Below are 18,839 nucleotides of genomic sequence, written 5' to 3'. Positions count from 1 at the left end.
TCACGTTAAGATTTTTTTAACGTTTTTATAAGGGTTTATCTTTAAAATAATTGACCAATAATGCCACAGCATAGCTATAACTCTCTATACCTTTGTCTTGATTGTTGGCTTTTAAAAAATTGCTATATACTATTTTAAATACAGGTTCTAGAGGATTTTCGTAAGAAGTCCAGAAGTCATAAGATTCTTGGTAGTTTAGTAATATACCTTTATTTACTTTTTTTCTTAATTTTTCATAAGCATCTTTATCGCGTTTATAAACTTCGTTTAAGCATTGTCTTAATGCTGACACATAACCCGAATATTTAAAATATGCGTCTGGATTATTTATGGCTGCTAAATAGCCAATAAAATTGGTTTCATTTTCAGCTGCATAACCCAATTGATGCGCTTGTTCATGACATGCAGTAGATGGATATTGATACAAAGGAATTAAACCATCTATTTGAGCCTCGTTTGTAAACGGGTTTAAATAACCACTAAATCCCATATATGTGAGCGGTAAACTATAAATGGATTGCTTGATGCTTTTTGCTTGATAATCAAACATGTGATGTTTTTCAGCTAAAACTTTATAGCCATTTATTGTTCCGTCAAAAAGTTCCTTTTTACTGTACGGAACAGTTACTTTAATAGAATCATTACTAGTAATTGATTCGTGAATGCTATTAGATTTTTCAATAAAACCTTCGGTTACTTGTATTAACTCTTCAGTGGTGTATTTATAATCTATGTTAAGAGTTTTATATACTGGAAGGCGATAATAGTTCATTCCCCAAAATATATGAAATGCAAAATAACCAATTGAAACAGCAGAAAACACTTCAATTAGCCAATTTTTTGTATCTAACCTTAAGCGTTTCCTGTTTATTACAAGCCATCTTAAAATGTATATTCCTGCGATTGTATATAGTATATCTCCAACCGAAAAAGGAATCCAACCAAAAGCGAACCTTAATATTTTAGAAGTAAATTGATATAATCCGTTGCTGTAATACGTTTCTATAAATTCAGGGTAATTAGCCATTAGCTTTACAATAAAGTATTGTGGAATAATACTTAAAGCGATTATTAGTTTTTTCTTGTTCAGCATTATCCAAAAATACACAATAGTTTAATAATTCTTTTATTTACTTATATACCTTTGTAAAACTTAATTATAGATAAATGAATTCAGAAATAAGAAACCTTGAACCTAAAGTACTATGGAATAAGTTTGCCGACTTAAATGCAGTTCCAAGACCATCAAAGAAAGAAGAGAGAGTTATTGCTTTTATGATGGAATTTGGAAAACGTTTGGGTCTTGAAACTATCAAAGATGAGGTTGGTAACGTGATTATTAGAAAGCCACCCACAGCAGGAATGAAAGACAGAAAAATGATTGTCATGCAGTCACATTTAGATATGGTACATCAAAAAAATGCTGATACAACGTTTGATTTTGATTCGCAAGGCATAGAAATGTATATTGATGGTGATTGGGTAAAAGCGAGAGGAACAACTTTAGGAGCAGATAATGGTTTAGGTGTCGCCACTATCATGGCGATTTTAGAAAGTAATACTATTGAGCATCCAGCTATTGAAGCTTTATTTACCATTGATGAAGAAACAGGAATGACAGGAGCCATGGGCTTAAAAGGCAATGTTTTAAAAGGCGATATTCTTTTAAATTTAGATACTGAAGAAGATGATGAAATAGGTGTTGGTTGTGCAGGAGGAATAGATGTTACTGCTAAAAGAACCTATAAAGAAGAAGACACTCCAGATGGAAAAAAAGGATATAAAATTATTGTAAAAGGATTACAAGGAGGTCATTCTGGGATGCAAATTCACGAAGGATTAGGTAACTCCAACAAAATATTAAACAGACTTCTTTTTGAAGGTTTCGAAAATTTTGGATTATGTATTAATGAAATTGATGGCGGAAGTTTAAGAAACGCTATTCCTAGAGAAAGCTTTGCAAAGGTAGCAATTGACACTATTCATGATGAAGCTTTTAAGTTTGAAATGAGGCAATTATCTCAAGTTATTTCTAATGAATTAAAAACGATGGAGCCAAACTTGAAAGTTGTTATTTCAGAAACTGAACTTCCAAATAAAGTTATGGAGTTAGGTGTACAAGAAGGATTAATCAAAGCGCTTTATGCAGCACATAATGGCGTTTATCGAATGAGTGCAGATATACCAGAATTAGTTGAAACATCTAATAACATTGCAAGAGTTATAGTAAAAGATGGAAGTATTAAAATTGGTTGCTTAACACGTTCTTCGGTTGAAACTTCTAAAATGGATTTAGCCAATAAACTTCGTGCTACTTTCGAATTAATAGGATGTGAGGTTGAATTCTCAGGCAGTTATCCAGGATGGACACCAAATATGGAATCTTCTATTTTAAAAGTGATGAGAGAATTATATGTTAAGTTGAATAATGAAGAACCACATGTAGCTGCTTGTCATGCAGGCCTAGAATGTGGTATTTTAGGGGCCAATTATCCAGATATGGAAATGATAAGTTTTGGACCTAATATAAAAGGAGCTCACTCACCAGATGAAAGAGCGCAAATATCTTCAGTTAAAAAATACTGGAAGTTTGTTTTAGAAATACTTAAAAACATTCCGAAGAAATAAAAAAGGCAGCTAATTTAGCTGCCTTTTTTATTTACTATAATAGTGTAATCTCTATTTTACAATCTCTACCATTTCAATAAAGAATACTAAATCTGTATTCGGATCTACTGGTGGGCGACCATTTTCTCCAAACCCTAGATGAGAAGGAATATATAAATATATTCTATCACCAACATTCATATTTGCCAAGCCTTCATTGAATCCAGCTATATTTCTAGCATTAGGGCTCACTTGTGATGGCATTGGCGTATAACCTTGTTGTTGGTCTCTAATGGCATCATATCTTCCATATTTTTCAGCAATTTCTTTAACGTTAGTGTCTAATAGTCTACCATCAGTAAAGTAGCCTTCATACCAAACCTTAACTCTATCACCTTGTTTTGGTTTGTCTCCATTACCTTTTTTTACAGTATGAATTATTAATCCCGAAGGTAGTTTTTTAGCTTTATTTTTATATTCATTAAGTGTTGGTAAAATGTCTTTTGCAGCAGCTAGATTAGTTTCTTCAGCCTTCTTTAAAGCTTCATTAGCCTCCTTTTGAGCTTCATCAGCCTTTGCTTTAGCACGATCAGCTAGTAAAGGCAATTCGGTTTCCCAAGTTTTAACTGCATCAAATTTGCGAGCTTCAAAGCCTTGTCTTATAATGTTTACTTCTTCAATTATAACATCTTCAACAGGTTTGTTTCTTTCAGCCACCTTTACATTGGAAATTGAGTCTTGAATATCAAGTCCCAAAACTAACTCACCAAATACTGTATGGATGTTATCTAACCATGGTGTTGGTTTTTCAGTAATAAAAAACTGACTTCCATTGGTGTTTGGGCCGCCATTTGCCATAGATAAAATACCAGGTTTATCGTGTTTTAATGTATCGTCAAATTCATCGCCAAAACGGTACCCTGGGTTCCCACTTCCAGTTGCTAATGGGTCTCCACCTTGAATCATAAAATCATTCATTACACGATGGAAAATTAAACCATTGTAAAACTTTTTTCCTTTATAAGTACTATCAACCATTGGGTGATTTCCTTCGGCTAATGCTACAAAATTTGCAACTGTTACAGGTGTTTTTTCATAATGTAGTTTTGCCACCATTGTACCCTTATTGGTTACGATTTCTGCAAATAGACCATCTCCTAAATCTGGATATTTTTCGTCACAGGATAGGAATGTTGCTAATAAAGCAAATGCAATAATTTTCATAGAATGTTTAAAATTCTTCATTGTTAATTAGTTTCTGTTTGAGTTATTGAGTTTATTGTTACGTTACATATTAATGGAACATTTGTTCCTATTTTGTTTGTGTCTCCGTAGTAGCCATAAGCTTTTTGGGAAGGAAATAGAAAAGTTACAGTTTCACCAGCTTTCATGAGTTTTAATCCTTCTCTTAATCCAGAAAATAATTCTTCTTTATCCATGGCATAATCTCTGGTCTTTAATTCTTCTTCGGTATAGATGGTATTTCCGTTTATATCAGATACGTTATACTTGAAATTAACAATATCACCAAATTCTGGTGTAATGTTATCTTCTTCAATTTTTGTATTGTAGCTGTACCAAAACCCATTCTCAGAGGCAATATATTCTGCAGTTTCATCTTTTTGGATGAGTTCTAATATTGCATTTCTTTCGGTTTCATTTAGTTTCTTATTTCTTTCCACAGAAGCGTCAATAAATGAGCCAGTTTTTACCGTTTTTGGACGCCTTGCTTCAGGCGACTTACATCCAAAGAGTAGAGTGGATGCTAGGGTTAAAATTAGTAGTCTTTTCATGATTTGAGGTCATTTTTATAGGTTGGTAAGATACTAATAAATTTTTCAACGGTTTTTTTGAGACTCAATTCGCTTCTTCCACCAGATGCATTTATGTGTCCTCCACCATTAAAATGTTCCCTTGCAAATGTGTTTACATCAAAATTCCCTTTAGAACGTAAGGATATTTTTATAATACCTTCGCTTTTGTTTTCAATAAAAATAACAGCAAATTTAACACCACTTAAAGATAAGGCGTAGTTAACAACGCCTTCTGTGTCTCCTTTCTTATAATCAAATGTATTGAGTTCTTTTTGAGATAAGGTTATATATGCAGTATTTGAATCGGAAATCAATTTAAGATTACTTAAAGCACATCCTAATAATTGTAATTTGTTATAACTGTTCGTGTCATATACATTATTGTGTATTTGTGCATTATCTGCACCATTATCTATAAGGTTTGCAATTACGCGATGTGTGGTGCTAGTTGTAGATCTAAATCTAAAAGAACCAGTATCTGTCATTATTCCAGTATATAGACAGGTACTAATATCTGAGTTTATTGTTTTAACATCACCGAGCATCTCTATAAAATGATAAATCATTTGTGCTGTTGAGCACATTGTAACATCCGAGTAAATATACTTTGCATAGTTATCTGGTTGTTGATGGTGATCAATCAATATTTTCACCCCTTTTGCTTCAAATAGTACAGTTTCCATGTCGCCAGTTCTATGTAAAGCATTAAAATCTAAGGTAAAAACAAGTTCAGCGTTTAGAATTAACTCATCTGCTTTGGTCTTATCTGTGTCATACTTTAAAACAAACTCGTCTCCAGGAAGCCATTTTAAGAAATCAGGATAATCGTTTGGCGCAATTATCGTTGCGTCATGATTAAAAAGCTTTAGGTAATGGTATAGTCCAAGCGTGGAACCCATAGCGTCACCGTCCGGATTTTTATGAGGTACAATCACTATTTTTTTAGGCGATTTTAATAAGTCTTTTATTTCTGAAATCTCTCTTTTTGTCATAAGATGCGAAGATACAATTTAATAGCAAATCCTTTAAAAGTATTATGCTACTTTTGTAAAAAATTAACCTTTTTTAGAATTACCTATGAAGACTATTTTTAAATATACATTGCTTGTTTTAATCGTTGTTTCTTGTAAGAGCAAGAAGGAGCAATCAATTAATTTAAGCGAAACTACAGAAAATGACCTAGTTATCGCTTTTGGATCTTGTAATAGGCAATCGTTTGAAAACAAACTATGGAAACCTGTTTTAGAAAATAATCCAATAGCTTGGATTTGGGGTGGTGACATTATTTATTCTGATACTGACGATATGGAATTAATGTCACAACACTACAAACAACAACTTGAACAAGAAGGTTATGGTGAGATAGTTAAAAACATGAAGGTTTTAGGAACCTGGGACGATCATGACTATGGATTAAATGATGGAGGGGCGGAATATGTTGCAAAAGCTGAAAGTCAGCAACTATTCTTAGACTTTATGGGAGTTTCAAAAACAGATAGTAGGAGAGAGCGTGAGGGTGTATATCACTCAGAAATTATTGAAACAAATAAGGGAAGCGTGAACGTTATAATTTTAGACACGCGTTATTTTAGAAGTGCTTTAACACCATCTGAAAACCCTGAAATGAGATATCAGCCAAATGTTTATGGAGAAGGAACAATGTTAGGAAATGCACAATGGCAATGGCTAGAGGGTGAATTAAATTCTTCAACAACTGACTTTAATCTAATTGTGAGCAGTATTCAGTTTTTGTCAGCCGAACATGGTTTTGAAACTTGGGGAACCATGCCTCACGAGGTCGACAAACTTAAAAATATGATTAGTGCTTCTAAGGCTAAAGGTGTTATTATATTATCTGGAGACAGACATATTTCTGAATTTTCTAAAACAACAATAGATGGTGTTGATTACCCATTAATAGATTTTACTTCAAGTGGTATGACGCACTCATATAGTAGCTTTGATGGTGAACCAAACCAATATCGTGAAGGCGAGGTTGTATCTGACTTAAGTTTTGGCTTACTAAAGATTAATTTTGAAACAAAAAAGATTATTATGCAAATGCGAGGTGAAAACAATGTTTTGCAACAAGAATTAATACAAGCATACTAACACTTGCAAGTTTACATAAAAACTGTATTTTTGCACGAATTTAAAATTTAAAAATGGCAACAAATAGAACATTTACAATGCTTAAACCTGATTCGGTTGAAAAAGGGAATATTGGTGCAATATTAGAAAAAATAACAGCTTCAGGGTTTAGAATTGTAGCAATGAAGTTAACACAAATGACTAAAGCAGATGCAGAGGCATTTTATGCAGTACATAACGAACGTCCATTTTTTGGAGAGTTAGTTGAATATATGACTCGTGGACCAATAGTCGCTGCAATATTAGAAAAAGACAATGCAGTTGAAGACTTTAGAACTTTAATTGGAGCAACAAATCCAGCTGACGCTGCTGAAGGTACTATACGTAAATTGTATGCAGCATCTATTGGTGAAAATGCTGTTCATGGTAGTGACAGTGATGAAAACGCAGCTATAGAAGGTGCTTTTCATTTTTCTGGAAGAGAAATGTTTTAGTTATAAATAATATGCAATAAAAAAAGCTGCAACGTGAGTTGCAGCTTTTTTTATACATTTATATTACATATAATTCTAAAAAAAAAAATAGCTAGTTGAATTTAGGGAAGACTTTAATGGTGCCTGTTATGCATAGTATAGAATAGTATTTATTATAAGTAATTGCAATACGTATTATTCATATTTGTTTGATTAGTTGCTGTTAAATCTAGTTTTTAAAAAATTTGGTTTGGTAAACAAGTTGTGTAATAGTGTTATAATTTGAAACATTAGGTAGATGCTTACTGCCCAAAATACACCAAGATACCATGGAGACATAATAAGTGCCAAAAATACTCCTAGAACAATTGCAATGAGGGGGTTTAAAAATTGACGATATAAAATAAATGAAACCAAAATCATAGCACTACCACCAATAATAATTAGAATGGTGTTAGAATAAATGTTTCCAGCTAAGAATAAACAAAGAGCTACTACATTAAGAAAGCTTTTAAGACAGAAAATTTTAAGATTTTTGCTCATGAGGGATTGATTTAAAAAAAGAAACTGTAATCCTAGAAATAAGCTGATTCAATTTTAATACAGAATAATCATAGTTGTTATTATGAAAAAAAAGATACAATCTATTTCTGCCTAAACAATAATGCATAAGGTTAGAAACAATGATTGTTGTTAGGGAAAACGGTTTCATTGTTAAACTTTATAGCTATAAATTTGTACAAGATAAACTTGCACAAGTTTTATAGAGGGATTAAAGTAAAATTAGGAGTTTTTTATTTAATGTGCAATACGTATAATTACGTATATGGACAATAAATCACTTTAGAACTAAAGTTTTAATAAGCGGTTTTCCTAATGCTTCATTGAGCATAGCAATAATTTTTTCTTTTCCATAACTTAGTTCTTCTCGTAGTACAGATGAACTAAGCTGAACATATAATGTATCCCTTTTTAATTGTACTGAAGTGGTATAACTATTTACACCATTTCCCATAAGATTTTTCCAAGCATCTTTAATTTCAACCTTGTCTAAACCTTCTTGAAGCTTATTTGTAGAAACAAATTCTTTTAGAACATCTCCTAAAGATAAATTTTCATTATGTCGCTTTTTACTCTTCAATATTAATGCTTTTGTAAGGTTTGTAAATATAACGAAAGCCTTGAGTATTAACTATAACAAGTTCTTCTTTTGTAGCTTTAATAACAGTTTCTTTGGTAATTACATCGTTATGATTGTAATAGATGTTCAAAGAATCGTTTTCAGCTTTCAATGTAAATAGAGCTTGATCTTGTGTAACTGTAAAAGTGCCATTAAGTGTTGGTGTGACTTTCTTTCTAAAACCAGTTAAGTCATCATTTACTTCAAAATAATCAACTGAAAGATTTACATTATACTCCTTAATAAGTTTATTGTCTTTTTTCACTTCTTTAATTTCCCAGTAGCCTTCGATAAAGGCAATTTTATCTTCAGGACTAGAAGTACAGCTGCCAAAAGTTAAGGCAACTAATACAATAAATAAAGATTTTCTAAAATTCATTTTTTTTGTTACTTCAATTTAAAAATTTGATAGGTTTGATGTACTTGTTTTATAGCTTTTTCAGTACGCTCAGGATGTGTGTCAGTTATAAAAATTTGTCCAAAATTCTCATCATCAACCAAAGCTATAATTTGTGTGACACGGTTTTCATCTAGCTTATCAAAAATATCATCTAATAACAAAATTGGCGTTACACCACTTTGTGTTTTAATAAAGTCAAACTGAGCTAATTTTAGAGCAATTAAAAAAGATTTTTGTTGCCCTTGACTACCAAATTTTTTTATTGGATAATCTTCAATTTCAAATTTTAAATCATCTTTATGTATGCCAACACTTGTATACTGTAAGGCTTTATCTTTATTTAAATTAGTCTTTAAAAGTGTGGATAGTGAGTCATCAAATAAATCACTTTTATACGACAGATTTACAATTTCGTTACCATTGCTAATGGCTTTGTAGCGTTCTTTAAATATGGGTGCAAATACTTCTAAAAAAGCATTGCGTTTTTCATGAATAGCTTGCCCTAATTCGTTTAGCTGTGCATTGTAAATATCTAAAGTATCGTTATTAAATATGTTATTAAGGGCAAAATATTTTAATAATGCATTACGCTGTGTTAATACTTTATTGTACGAAATAAGGTGTTGTAAATACGTTTTATCACTTTGCGAAATAACACCATCTATAAACTTGCGCCTTGTGTCGCTTCCTTCTATTATTAAGTCTCTGTCTGCTGGCGAAATAATAACCAAGGGCAAAAACCCAATATGGTCACTAAATTTATCATAAACCTTACCATTTCGTTTTATAATCTTTTTTTGACCTTTTTTTAAGGAGACGATTATTTTTTCTTGTCTATCATTCTTTGAGTACACACCATCAACCACAAAAAAATCTTCATCATGCTTAATATTTTGAGAGGCTATTGGGTTAAAGTAACTTTTACCAAAGGACAGATGGTAAATGGCATCTAGAATATTGGTTTTGCCAATGCCATTTGCTCCAACAAAGCAGTTGATTTTTGCATCAAATTCAAAGGTTTTTGAATCGAAGTTTTTATAATTTAGTACAGATAATGTTTTTAAAACCATTAAAAAAGCAAGTTATAAATCTAAAAAGAAGGTGTAATTCTTTAAAAAGAAGCTGCAAATTATTGAAAAATAACAAATAAATTACCTTTTTTATACCAATAAAAATTTTATTTTTGCGGCGCATTAATATAGAATATATGGCGACTTATAAGAAAAGAGGTTATAAACCAAAAACAAAGGCTGATAAAGCTAACGCAATAGAAGAACAATCGGCAACAGCTGAGGTATTTAATACTTTGGATGAAGGTGCTTCTAGAACTGAAGCATGGGTTGCAAAAAATCAGAAATATATTTTTATTATTGTTGGTTTAGCAGCAATAATTGTTTTAGGATATTTAGGGTATAATAAATTTATCCAAGAGCCTAAAGAAAGCGTTGCAATGAACGATATGTTCCAAGCGCAACAATATTTTGATGAAGCTATAGCAGCAGGCACTGAGCAAGATTCATTATTTAATCTAGCTCTAAATGGAGGTGAAGGTAAATTTGGAATGCTAGATATTATTTCTGAGTATAAAAGTACCAAAGCTGGAAACTTAGCAAGCTATTATGCTGGAATGTCTTATTTAAAACTTAAAGACTATCAAAATGCTGTTGAGCATTTAAGTAATTTCAAATCAGATGATGAGGTTTTAGCACCAATTGCTCAAGGAGGTATTGGAGATGCATTTATTCAGTTAGGACAAAAAGAAGAAGCTTTAGATTACTATGCTAAGGCTGCAAATATGTCTACAAATGCCTTTACTACACCAATGTATTTATTTAAAGCTGGTAATATTACTCTGGATTTAGGTGATAATGCTAAGGCATTACAATATTTTAACAGAATTAAAGACGAATTTGCTTCAAGCACCGAAGCAGCGAATATCGATGCATTTATTGGTAAAGCTGAAGCTGCTAGTAACTAAAACATGGCTACGGTAAATAAAAATTTATCACATTACGATAAGACAACAATCCCAAACGCGAAAGATTTTCGGTTTGGGATTGTTGTTTCTGAATGGAATGATAAAATCACTGAAGGCCTCTACAAAGGAGCTCACGAAGCTTTAATAGATTGTGGTGTTAGTGAAAGCAATATTATTCGCTGGAATGTTCCTGGAAGCTTTGAACTTATTTATGGAAGTAAAAAAATGCAACAACAAAATGTAGATGCTGTTATTGCTATTGGTAGTGTTATACAAGGCGAAACCAAGCATTTCGATTTTGTTTGCGAAGGTGTTTCTCAAGGTATAAAAGACCTTAATGTATTGCATGAAATTCCAGTAATTTTTTGTGTATTGACCGATAATACTATGCAACAAGCCATTGAACGCTCTGGTGGTATTCATGGTAATAAGGGTACTGAAGCTGCCATAGCTGCGATTAAAATGGCAGCCATCAAAGGTTAATAGTATCTTTAAATAATCTTTCTATCTGTATTTGGCATCCTTTTTGTTGATAATTTTAAGGAATCCTTAAGCAATATTTCCTTGTATTTTAAGTACATTTAGAGCTGTGATTTAATTTAGTTAATAGTGATGTTTAATCAACGAAAACCAAGACGTTTTAATTATAAAGGCAAGATTTCGGATTCAAAAAAATCGCCATCTCATGAAGATTTAAAAGCTCAATGGGATCAAATTAGAGGAAATACCAAACGAAAAAAAAGCTTTATTACTTCAATGCCAATGCTTATTGTTTTTTTAGTTTTTGCTTTTATTTTAATGTATATCCTTAATGGATACATAAAACAATAATATTATGGGACCAATAAAATTTAAATTATTTAGGGGATTACCAAAAAATAAAAGGTTTAATTATACACCTAGATATTATAAAGGTAAAAAAGATACTGATGAAATGTCATATCCTACAAAATTTGACGCTTACGCCGAAACATTAAATGATAATGATTTTTCTGGCCATTGGAAAGAGAGTAGAATAAGTAGTAGAAACAGAGGTAATTCTGAGTTTAATAGGACTATTTATATCATAATTATAATTTTAGTGTTTATATCTTTATACATTTTAGACTTTGACTTATCCATTTTCTTTTCATAAAAATTAATGGCAGATATTATACAGTTATTACCAGACCATGTCGCTAACCAAATTGCTGCAGGCGAAGTCGTACAGCGTCCAGCTTCGGTTGTGAAAGAGTTGTTAGAAAACGCTATTGATGCTGGCGCAACTTTAATAAAACTTATTGTTAAAGATGCTGGTAAAACATTAATTCAAGTTATTGATAACGGTAAAGGTATGAGTGTGACTGATGCTCGTTTAAGCTTTGAGCGTCATGCAACCTCAAAAATCACATCAGCAGACGATTTATTTAATTTAACTACCAAAGGATTTCGTGGAGAAGCTTTGGCTAGTATAGCAGCTATTTCGCATGTGGAGCTTAAAACAAAGCTTGATACTGACGATGTTGGTACACATATAAAAATAGAAGGAAGCGAGGTGGTTTCGCAAGAGGTTATTGCAACTCCAACAGGAACGTCTATCGCTGTGAAAAATCTATTTTTTAATATTCCTGCGAGACGTAATTTTTTAAAATCCAATACGGTTGAATCTAGACATATCATTGATGAATTTAATCGTGTAACTTTGGCACATCCAAGCATCACTTTTGTTATGTATCATAATGGAAGTGAACTATTCAACTTGCCAATTACCAATAAAAGACAGCGTCTAGTAAATGTATTTGGTGGTAAAACCAACGAAAAATTAGTGCCTGTTGAAGAATCGACTGAGGTTTTAAAAATATCAGGATTTGTCGGTAAGCCTCAATTCGCTAGAAAAACTAGAGGCGAGCAATTCTTTTTTGTAAATAATCGATATATAAAAAGTGGTTACTTAAACCATGCTGTTAATGCAGCGTTCGAAGGCTTGCTGCGAGAAGGTACACACGCTAGTTACTTTTTATATTTAGAAGTTGATCCAAAAACGATAGACATTAACATTCACCCTACAAAAACAGAAATTAAGTTTGATGACGAACATACGCTTTACGCTTTATTACGTTCATCAGTAAAACATAGTTTGGGACAATTTAATATTGCGCCAGTTTTAGATTTTGAGCACAACAGCAGTATGGATACGCCTTATGATTATAAAAATAAGCAAGCTTCAAATCCTGTTGTAGAAGTAGATAGAAGCTTTAATCCATTTAAGGACGAAAAAGTATCTGGGAGAAATTCTGGAACTTCGTTTAAAAAAGAAACTGCTAGTAGTTGGGAAAGTTTGTACGTTGGTTTGGAGTCTAAAGGCAATAACAAAAAGGAAGTATTTAGTCAGCTACAAGTTGAAAACGACGAAGAAATGCCTTCGATGTTTGATAACGCCAATAAGGAGAAGACACAAAAAACGTTTCAGGTTCATGGAAAGTATATCGTAAATACTATTAAATCGGGAATGTTGTTTATTGACCAACATAGGGCACATCAACGTGTGTTGTATGAACAATTTTTGCAGCATATTACTGTTAAAGAGGCTGTGAGTCAACAATTACTATTTCCTTTAAATATAGAGTTTTCTAATATGGAAATAGCCATATTGGCAAATTTTAGAGAACAATTAGAACAAACAGGATTTATATTTTCTAAGTTAGAAGGCGATACGATTGAAATATCAGGTGTGCCTATAAGCGTTGAAGCTTCTAAGGTTTCAGAAGTATTGGAAAGACTTATAAACGATGTTGAAAATGAAGTTCCAGATAATCATTTTAGCCAAACAGACTTAATAGCAAAAAGCTTAGCAAAAAGTTTAGCTATTAAAAGAGGGCAATATTTAACATTGCAAGAACAAGAACACTTAGTAAATAGTTTATTTGCTTGCAAAGAACCTTCAATTTCACCAACAAATAGAGCTACTTTTATCACCATGCAAGTTGATGATATTGATAAAAAATTTAATTAGAATAACATGATGAGAGGGATAACAGACACAGTAAAGCATTTACTAATCATTAACGTGATTATGTTTATAGGTACTATGCTTGTTGGTGGAGGAAATGGCGAGTTATTTTATAAATGGTTTGCATTATATTTTCCAAAAAACGAATTGTTTCAGCCTTGGCAAGTCATTACACATATGTTTATGCATGGTGGTTTTGCACATTTATTGTTCAATATGTTTGCTTTATGGATGTTTGGTACAGCTGTTGAGCAACAATTAGGAAGTAAAAAATTCCTGTTCATTTATATTTCAGCAGGACTTGGAGCAGTATTGTTTCAGTTAGGGTATTATTATTTTCAATATTTACCTATGCAAGCAGAAGCAATAAGTCTTGGATTCAATGAACAACAAATAGTAGAAATCTTTAAGGAAGGAAAAGTTTTTACGGCAATAGGACCTAAATTTAACGAAATTTATTATGCATCAATGGTTGGAGCCTCAGGATGTATTATGGGAATATTGGCTGCTTTTGGGATGATGAATCCAGAAGCAAAACTGATGCTTATCTTTTTGCCAATTCCAATAAAAGCAAAGTATTTTATTCCTGGAATTATTATTCTTGATATTATTTCTGCATTAACTGGTCAATCATTCTTTAGCCCAAGTAATACGGCTTATATGGCTCACGTTGGTGGCGCTATTACTGGATTTATCATTATGTGGTACTGGAAAAAGAATCAGTTTAATAAAAATCGTTGGAATTAAAATGACGTCGTTATCTCACGATATCCAAGATAAGCTTAAACGCTTAACTGCCTTTGAGAAAATAATTGCAGCTAACTTCGTTGTTTATATAATTGGCTGGCTGATTGCTAATTTTTCAAGCGTATCTAGAAATCAAAGTTTAGCTTGGTTAGAGCTACCTAAAGAATTTTCAGAGTTTATATTTAAACCTTGGACCATTATCACTTATGGTTTTGTACATATAGGTTTTTGGCACTTATTTTTTAATATGCTAGTCCTGTATTTTATTGGTCGTTCGCTCTCAAATTTATTTAGTAACAAATTATCACTCAATATTTATTTTTTAGGAATAATTACAGGTGCATTAGCATATATGTTAGTGTTTGTTGTTTTTCCAAATGGTATTTTAAAATCTACAGGGCCATTAATTGGTGCTTCTGCAGGTGTTAGGGCAGTATTAATCTTTTTATGTGCTTATATGCCTAATTATGAAGTTAGAATAGTAAATTTTAATATTAAACTGTTGTACATAGGATTGGTATTTGTATTCTTGGATGTTGTAGGTTTATTAAACTCAATGTCGGCAGAGATACCATCAAATTCTAATATTGGTGGAGATATTGCTCATTTAGGAGGCATTCTTTTGGGCTTTTTATACGCTACACAATTAAAAAAGGGTACAGATATCGGTAAAGGTTTTGAGCGTATTATGGATAGTGTTTCGAGCCTATTTTCTAAAAAATCAAGATTAAAAACGGTGCACAGGTCTAAAAGTAAAGGAAAGACGTTTGCTGGACATACTAAAGACGAGTTTGTAGAGTTTAATAAACAAAAGCAAATAGATATCATATTAGACAAAATAAGCAAGAGTGGTTACGAAAGTTTAAGCAAGGAGGAAAAAGAATTTTTATTCAGATCTGGAAAGTAAAAAGCGCTATGAAGCAATTAAAGGGCTCAGAAAAAATTATCTTCTTCATCAATTCTCTGGTGGCTGCTGTATTATTGTTATCTTACCTTCTACCTTATGTAGCTCCTAAAAATTTTGCCTTCCTTTCCGTATTAAGTTTAGCAGTTCCGCTATTAATTATTTTAAACGCATTATTTATGTTGTATTGGCTGTTAAAAGCTAAAAAACAACTGCTTTTGTCTGGTTTAGTACTATTGTTGGGATATAGTTATGTTGGGTCATTGTACAAGTTTTCATCTTCAAAAAATGTTGAAGAAGACAACAATATCTCAATAATGAACTACAATGTTAGATTATTTAATTTGTATAATTGGATTGATAGCGATAGCGTTGAACAAGAAATTATAGAGCTCATTAAAGATGATAACCCTGATGTTATTTCCTTTCAAGAATACCATCCTCACGAACGTATTGATTTGTCTTTTTATAAGTATAAATATGAAAAGCTCTCTGGCAATAGAGTAAAATATGGACAAGCTATTTTTTCTAAATACCCTATTATTGGTTCTGGTTCAGTAGAATTTCCAAATACTGCAAACAACGCCATTTTTGCCGATATTGTTAAGCAAGATGATACTATTAGAATCTATAATTTGCATTTACAGTCGCTACATATTGATGCTAATGTTGAAAACTTAAAAAAAGAGGATTCCGAAAAACTTATTAATAAGGTAAGTGAAACGTTTAAAATGCAACAGGAGCAAGCCGAATTGTTTATTAAGCATAAAGAACATTCACCTTATAAAATGGTGATTTGTGGCGATTTTAATAACTCACCCTATTCGTATGTTTATAAGGAGATAAAAGACGATTTAAAAGACAGTTTTGAAGAAGCTGGTAATGGCTTTGGAAGAACATTTAATTTTAAATATTTCCCTGTTCGAATTGATTTTATTTTAGTTGATGACGCTTTTGAAGTCAATAGCTTTAAAGTTTTTGAAGAAAAATTATCTGACCATTACCCAATTCGGGCAAAAGTAAGTTTACATAAATAAGCAATCACACCAATCTGCAATAATGTGAATGCAGAGCCCAATTCCAAGTAGTCTTGTTTTTTTTATAAAAGGTAGAACAATATATAGTCCAATAGCATAGTAGGAATGTAGTGGGTGAAAATTGATGCTACATCTATTAGCATCAAAAATTGGAGAGGCTAATAAATGGTCCAAGTCAATTAACATCGTTGCTATCATGATTAGAAAAGCCTTTATCCAATCATTCTTAAAAAAGATTAAAGCAATAAGTAATGGCGCTAAAAAATGAATACCATAATGTACAAATGGTTGCAGCATTATAATTGAATTTTTTGTGATTGTAGGTAAGGAACAGTATTGGTGCCTTCATTAAATAACAAATCCAGAATACTCAAATTATTAATATATCCGTGTTTGTTTGAAAAAACTTGTGTGTAAGACTCAAACTTGTGTTCTTTTTCCTTTCTGGCGTTTGCCAAAATTCTATAGTCTAAACAATTGTTAGGTTTTTTTTCAAATGTTTGTGTTGTCTCATATTCAATATCTAACTGTAAGCATTCTAAAATTACTTCCAAGCATTTAAAATTAAAATCTAAAAGAAATACTTGATTGGTATGGAATAAAGGTGATAGTTCATCTTGATAGAATTCAAAAAACGGTGAGGTTCTATAGGCGCTTTGTAATGATTTCCAATGTAACGCTTGCCATTTGTCATCATTAAAAATTTTGATGTCTCGATAAAGCTGTCTATTTTTTTGCGAATAAATTACAGGAACAGTTAAAGCTAGTTTACCATTTGCAGCATAGATATTTGTTCTGTTTCTGTAGGTTTGCTTTTGGTAATTATCATGAACTTCAAACAGCAACTTCTCTGAATGAATTATACTTACAAAGTGAGCAACATTTGGAAAATATGTTGGGTGCAGTAATATGTTCATTAATTTGTTTTGTCATTCCTGTGAAAGCAGGAATTTATTTTATTTAAGTGATTTTATAATTGTGGATTCCTGCTTTCGCAGGAATGACAAATTAACTATTTACTTTTCTTATGCTTACGCCATTTTTTAAATCCATAATATCCAAATAACAGTACTAAAAATGGAATTAAATAGGATACAGGTTCTCCACTTCCATGAACAGTTGTAAAGAAACGCTCCCAACGAGGATTTTTTAAACCATCCCAACTCATCCAAATAAAGACTGGTTTTCCAACCACATGATTAAATGGTACAAAGCCCCAAGCTCTTGCATCTAGTGAGTTATGACGGTTGTCTCCCATCATCCAATAATAATCTTGTTTAAAAGTGTAGTTGGTTGCTAATTCATTATTGATAAAAATCTGGTTACCCTCCACACGAAGACTGTTACCTTCATACTCTTCAATAACACGTTTATAAAGCGGTAGCACTTCTAAATTAATATCAATGGTTTTCCCTTCTTCTGGAATATATAATGGTCCAAAGAAATCATTATTCCAGTTATAATCTGGATGGTGCGGAAAAATACTTGGGTCTCTCACACCCTTTTCTTGTTTGTTTGGTGTGATACTTAAAACATTTGGATGATTTTTAAATCTACTTAAAGCTTCATCAGAAATAGCAGAAAAATAGTAAGTATTCTGATTATTCATAATTTGAAAACGATCAGTAATATCATACCTTTCTTTGAGCAACTGTGGATTAAATTGATTCGATTTTGGTTGAACAAAGTAGCTAAACTGCAACTGAGCTCTATCTGGTAATTCATTCTTTACGCCATTAATGTATATAAAGCCATCACGCACTTCTAAAGAATCTCCTGGAACACCAACACAACGCTTAACCAAATTAATTTTCTTGTCTATAGGTTTGTTATAATTTCTATCGGATGTAAAGCGATTTATATTATCAGTTGAATCTGCAGGACTATTAAATACGACTATTTCGTTTCTGTCTATTTTTTCAAATCCTGGAATACGTAAATATGGCAACTGTAATTTGTTGAGCCATGAGGTTTTCTTTTTAGTAATATCATCGTTAAATAAATACGATTTCTTTTTAAGCACAGGAATAGTATCATGAACCATTGGTGCGGCGACAGTAGTCATTGGAATTCTAGCGCCATAATTCACCTTACTTACAAACAGAAAATCACCTACTAATAAGGATTTTTCTAAAGAAGATGAAGGAATAGTATAAGGCTGAATAAAATAGGTGTGTACAAGTGTTGCAGCAACAATCGCAAATAAAATGGAGTTGACCCATTCACCAGACGATGATTTAGGGTTGATATCTCTATTTTCAACATAGCTAACATCAGCTACATAGTTTAAGTAATAGTTGTAAAAACCAAGTGTAACAACTGCTAAAATAGTATCCGTATAAGTGTTTTTGCCAAAACTTCTAGCTGTTTCTACCCAAACAACTGGGAACATGATGAGATTGATAATAGGAAGAAATAATAATATCGTCCACCAAGGCGAACGATTTATGATTTTCATTAGTATCACAGCATTATATACTGGAACAAATGCTTCCCATACTTGTCTTCCTGCTTTTATGTATAGCTTCCAAGTTCCTAATCCATGTACTACTTGAATTATTAAAATGAATATAAGCCACTGCGTCAATGTCATAATCGTAGTTTTTTGTTGTTAGTTAG

Annotated in this window: 22 protein-coding genes; 11 read left to right on the top strand and 11 right to left on the bottom strand. The window is 32.0% G+C overall.

Features of this window, described 5'->3' with window-relative positions:
- Nucleotides 1-25: 25 nt before the first annotated feature.
- A complete protein-coding gene (locus HB672_RS12445; protein WP_167769852.1) occupies nucleotides 26-1,093 on the bottom strand; it encodes a DUF3810 domain-containing protein in 1,068 nt (355 codons plus the stop codon).
- Between the two features lie 74 nt (nucleotides 1,094-1,167).
- Here HB672_RS12445 and HB672_RS12440 point away from each other — a divergent pair, with 74 nt between their 5' ends.
- A complete protein-coding gene (locus HB672_RS12440) occupies nucleotides 1,168-2,628 on the top strand; it encodes an aminoacyl-histidine dipeptidase (protein ID WP_167769851.1) in 1,461 nt (486 codons plus the stop codon).
- Nucleotides 2,629-2,679: 51 nt separating this feature from the next.
- On the opposite strand, the gene HB672_RS12435 is transcribed toward HB672_RS12440, so the two are convergent.
- The 3 genes from HB672_RS12435 to HB672_RS12425 are packed head-to-tail and all read right to left on the bottom strand — an operon-like array spanning nucleotide 2,680 to nucleotide 5,413.
- Complete coding sequence (locus HB672_RS12435) at nucleotides 2,680-3,852, bottom strand: peptidylprolyl isomerase (protein WP_244306618.1); 1,173 nt, start codon at nucleotides 3,850-3,852, stop codon at nucleotides 2,680-2,682.
- 2 nt (nucleotides 3,853-3,854) lie between these two features.
- A complete protein-coding gene (gldI, locus tag HB672_RS12430) occupies nucleotides 3,855-4,400 on the bottom strand; it encodes a gliding motility-associated peptidyl-prolyl isomerase GldI (RefSeq protein WP_167769850.1) in 546 nt (181 codons plus the stop codon).
- Nucleotides 4,397-5,413 (bottom strand): bifunctional oligoribonuclease/PAP phosphatase NrnA, encoded by a 1,017-nt coding sequence (locus tag HB672_RS12425; RefSeq protein ID WP_167769849.1) that lies wholly within the window; start codon nucleotides 5,411-5,413, stop codon nucleotides 4,397-4,399. Before HB672_RS12425 ends, gldI begins: the two co-directional genes overlap by 4 nt.
- Before the next feature lie 85 nt (nucleotides 5,414-5,498).
- On the opposite strand from HB672_RS12425, the gene HB672_RS12420 reads away from it, so the two are divergent.
- Complete coding sequence (locus tag HB672_RS12420) at nucleotides 5,499-6,533, top strand: alkaline phosphatase D family protein (RefSeq protein WP_167769848.1); 1,035 nt, start codon at nucleotides 5,499-5,501, stop codon at nucleotides 6,531-6,533.
- A gap of 53 nt (nucleotides 6,534-6,586) precedes the next feature.
- Complete coding sequence (locus HB672_RS12415; protein ID WP_167769847.1) at nucleotides 6,587-7,006, top strand: nucleoside-diphosphate kinase; 420 nt, start codon at nucleotides 6,587-6,589, stop codon at nucleotides 7,004-7,006.
- A 192-nt stretch (nucleotides 7,007-7,198) separates the two neighbouring features.
- Here HB672_RS12415 and HB672_RS12410 read toward each other — a convergent pair whose 3' ends face one another.
- The 4 genes from HB672_RS12410 to HB672_RS12395 all read right to left on the bottom strand — a co-directional run bounded on the left by HB672_RS12410 (nucleotide 7,199) and on the right by HB672_RS12395 (nucleotide 9,635).
- Entirely contained in the window at nucleotides 7,199-7,528 is a 330-nt protein-coding gene (locus tag HB672_RS12410; protein WP_167769846.1) for a hypothetical protein, read from the bottom strand.
- A gap of 295 nt (nucleotides 7,529-7,823) precedes the next feature.
- On the bottom strand, nucleotides 7,824-8,126 hold the full coding sequence (locus tag HB672_RS12405) for a DUF721 domain-containing protein (RefSeq protein ID WP_167769845.1): 303 nt from the start codon (nucleotides 8,124-8,126) through the stop codon (nucleotides 7,824-7,826).
- Nucleotides 8,116-8,544, bottom strand: a complete 429-nt coding sequence (locus HB672_RS12400) for a lipocalin family protein (RefSeq protein ID WP_167769844.1) — start codon at nucleotides 8,542-8,544, stop codon at nucleotides 8,116-8,118. Before HB672_RS12400 ends, HB672_RS12405 begins: the two co-directional genes overlap by 11 nt.
- An 8-nt stretch (nucleotides 8,545-8,552) precedes the next feature.
- Nucleotides 8,553-9,635 (bottom strand): DNA replication/repair protein RecF, encoded by a 1,083-nt coding sequence (locus HB672_RS12395; RefSeq protein WP_167769843.1) that lies wholly within the window; start codon nucleotides 9,633-9,635, stop codon nucleotides 8,553-8,555.
- Nucleotides 9,636-9,772: 137 nt separating this feature from the next.
- Here HB672_RS12395 and HB672_RS12390 point away from each other — a divergent pair, with 137 nt between their 5' ends.
- The 8 genes from HB672_RS12390 to HB672_RS12355 all read left to right on the top strand — a co-directional run bounded on the left by HB672_RS12390 (nucleotide 9,773) and on the right by HB672_RS12355 (nucleotide 16,220).
- Nucleotides 9,773-10,543, top strand: a complete 771-nt coding sequence (locus HB672_RS12390) for a tetratricopeptide repeat protein (protein WP_167769842.1) — start codon at nucleotides 9,773-9,775, stop codon at nucleotides 10,541-10,543.
- Nucleotides 10,544-10,546: 3 nt separating this feature from the next.
- Nucleotides 10,547-11,026, top strand: coding sequence for a 6,7-dimethyl-8-ribityllumazine synthase (gene ribH / locus HB672_RS12385; protein ID WP_167769841.1), 480 nt, complete (start codon nucleotides 10,547-10,549; stop codon nucleotides 11,024-11,026).
- Nucleotides 11,027-11,155: 129 nt separating this feature from the next.
- The gene (locus HB672_RS12380; protein WP_167769840.1) at nucleotides 11,156-11,374 is read left to right on the top strand and encodes a hypothetical protein; all 219 of its coding nucleotides are present in this window, start codon (nucleotides 11,156-11,158) and stop codon (nucleotides 11,372-11,374) included.
- 4 nt (nucleotides 11,375-11,378) lie between these two features.
- Nucleotides 11,379-11,678, top strand: coding sequence for a hypothetical protein (locus HB672_RS12375; protein WP_167769839.1), 300 nt, complete (start codon nucleotides 11,379-11,381; stop codon nucleotides 11,676-11,678).
- Nucleotides 11,679-11,684: 6 nt separating this feature from the next.
- Nucleotides 11,685-13,535, top strand: a complete 1,851-nt coding sequence (gene mutL, locus HB672_RS12370) for a DNA mismatch repair endonuclease MutL (protein WP_167769838.1) — start codon at nucleotides 11,685-11,687, stop codon at nucleotides 13,533-13,535.
- A gap of 9 nt (nucleotides 13,536-13,544) precedes the next feature.
- Nucleotides 13,545-14,279, top strand: coding sequence for a rhomboid family intramembrane serine protease (locus HB672_RS12365; RefSeq protein WP_167770202.1), 735 nt, complete (start codon nucleotides 13,545-13,547; stop codon nucleotides 14,277-14,279).
- Nucleotide 14,280: 1 nt separating this feature from the next.
- Nucleotides 14,281-15,186, top strand: coding sequence for a rhomboid family intramembrane serine protease (locus HB672_RS12360; protein WP_167769837.1), 906 nt, complete (start codon nucleotides 14,281-14,283; stop codon nucleotides 15,184-15,186).
- Nucleotides 15,187-15,194: 8 nt separating this feature from the next.
- Nucleotides 15,195-16,220 carry an endonuclease/exonuclease/phosphatase family protein gene (locus HB672_RS12355; protein ID WP_167769836.1) on the top strand — a complete coding sequence of 342 codons (1,026 nt, stop codon included), beginning with the start codon at nucleotides 15,195-15,197 and terminating at the stop codon, nucleotides 16,218-16,220.
- Here the strand turns inward: HB672_RS12355 and HB672_RS12350 are convergent.
- From HB672_RS12350 to lepB, 3 genes are all read right to left on the bottom strand, one after another.
- Nucleotides 16,209-16,517 (bottom strand): DUF6122 family protein, encoded by a 309-nt coding sequence (locus HB672_RS12350; protein ID WP_167769835.1) that lies wholly within the window; start codon nucleotides 16,515-16,517, stop codon nucleotides 16,209-16,211. The two genes, HB672_RS12355 and HB672_RS12350, sit on opposite strands and share 12 nt — an antisense overlap.
- The gene (locus HB672_RS12345; protein ID WP_167769834.1) at nucleotides 16,517-17,137 is read right to left on the bottom strand and encodes a WbqC family protein; all 621 of its coding nucleotides are present in this window, start codon (nucleotides 17,135-17,137) and stop codon (nucleotides 16,517-16,519) included. Before HB672_RS12345 ends, HB672_RS12350 begins: the two co-directional genes overlap by 1 nt.
- Nucleotides 17,138-17,232: 95 nt before the next feature.
- The gene (gene lepB / locus HB672_RS12340; RefSeq protein WP_167769833.1) at nucleotides 17,233-18,813 is read right to left on the bottom strand and encodes a signal peptidase I; all 1,581 of its coding nucleotides are present in this window, start codon (nucleotides 18,811-18,813) and stop codon (nucleotides 17,233-17,235) included.
- Nucleotides 18,814-18,839 lie beyond the last annotated feature (26 nt).

Source organism: Gaetbulibacter sp. S0825 (assembly GCF_011777505.1).
GTDB lineage: Bacteria > Bacteroidota > Bacteroidia > Flavobacteriales > Flavobacteriaceae > Pontimicrobium.
This window is presented reverse-complemented; position numbering and strand designations above follow the sequence as displayed.

Excerpts from the sequence above, each read along its gene's own strand:
- HB672_RS12445 (WP_167769852.1), bottom strand. The coding sequence starts at position 1,093 with ATGCTGAACAAGAAAAAACTAATAATCGCTTTAAGTATTATTCCACAA.
- HB672_RS12440 (WP_167769851.1), top strand. The coding sequence starts at position 1,168 with ATGAATTCAGAAATAAGAAACCTTGAACCTAAAGTACTATGGAATAAG.
- HB672_RS12435 (WP_244306618.1), bottom strand. The coding sequence starts at position 3,852 with ATGAAGAATTTTAAACATTCTATGAAAATTATTGCATTTGCTTTATTA.
- gldI (WP_167769850.1), bottom strand. The coding sequence starts at position 4,400 with ATGAAAAGACTACTAATTTTAACCCTAGCATCCACTCTACTCTTTGGA.
- HB672_RS12425 (WP_167769849.1), bottom strand. The coding sequence starts at position 5,413 with ATGACAAAAAGAGAGATTTCAGAAATAAAAGACTTATTAAAATCGCCT.
- HB672_RS12420 (WP_167769848.1), top strand. The coding sequence starts at position 5,499 with ATGAAGACTATTTTTAAATATACATTGCTTGTTTTAATCGTTGTTTCT.
- HB672_RS12415 (WP_167769847.1), top strand. The coding sequence starts at position 6,587 with ATGGCAACAAATAGAACATTTACAATGCTTAAACCTGATTCGGTTGAA.
- HB672_RS12410 (WP_167769846.1), bottom strand. The coding sequence starts at position 7,528 with ATGAGCAAAAATCTTAAAATTTTCTGTCTTAAAAGCTTTCTTAATGTA.
- HB672_RS12400 (WP_167769844.1), bottom strand. The coding sequence starts at position 8,544 with ATGAATTTTAGAAAATCTTTATTTATTGTATTAGTTGCCTTAACTTTT.
- HB672_RS12395 (WP_167769843.1), bottom strand. The coding sequence starts at position 9,635 with ATGGTTTTAAAAACATTATCTGTACTAAATTATAAAAACTTCGATTCA.
- HB672_RS12390 (WP_167769842.1), top strand. The coding sequence starts at position 9,773 with ATGGCGACTTATAAGAAAAGAGGTTATAAACCAAAAACAAAGGCTGAT.
- ribH (WP_167769841.1), top strand. The coding sequence starts at position 10,547 with ATGGCTACGGTAAATAAAAATTTATCACATTACGATAAGACAACAATC.
- HB672_RS12380 (WP_167769840.1), top strand. The coding sequence starts at position 11,156 with ATGTTTAATCAACGAAAACCAAGACGTTTTAATTATAAAGGCAAGATT.
- HB672_RS12375 (WP_167769839.1), top strand. The coding sequence starts at position 11,379 with ATGGGACCAATAAAATTTAAATTATTTAGGGGATTACCAAAAAATAAA.
- mutL (WP_167769838.1), top strand. The coding sequence starts at position 11,685 with ATGGCAGATATTATACAGTTATTACCAGACCATGTCGCTAACCAAATT.
- HB672_RS12365 (WP_167770202.1), top strand. The coding sequence starts at position 13,545 with ATGAGAGGGATAACAGACACAGTAAAGCATTTACTAATCATTAACGTG.
- HB672_RS12360 (WP_167769837.1), top strand. The coding sequence starts at position 14,281 with ATGACGTCGTTATCTCACGATATCCAAGATAAGCTTAAACGCTTAACT.
- HB672_RS12355 (WP_167769836.1), top strand. The coding sequence starts at position 15,195 with ATGAAGCAATTAAAGGGCTCAGAAAAAATTATCTTCTTCATCAATTCT.
- HB672_RS12350 (WP_167769835.1), bottom strand. The coding sequence starts at position 16,517 with ATGCTGCAACCATTTGTACATTATGGTATTCATTTTTTAGCGCCATTA.
- HB672_RS12345 (WP_167769834.1), bottom strand. The coding sequence starts at position 17,137 with ATGAACATATTACTGCACCCAACATATTTTCCAAATGTTGCTCACTTT.
- lepB (WP_167769833.1), bottom strand. The coding sequence starts at position 18,813 with ATGACATTGACGCAGTGGCTTATATTCATTTTAATAATTCAAGTAGTA.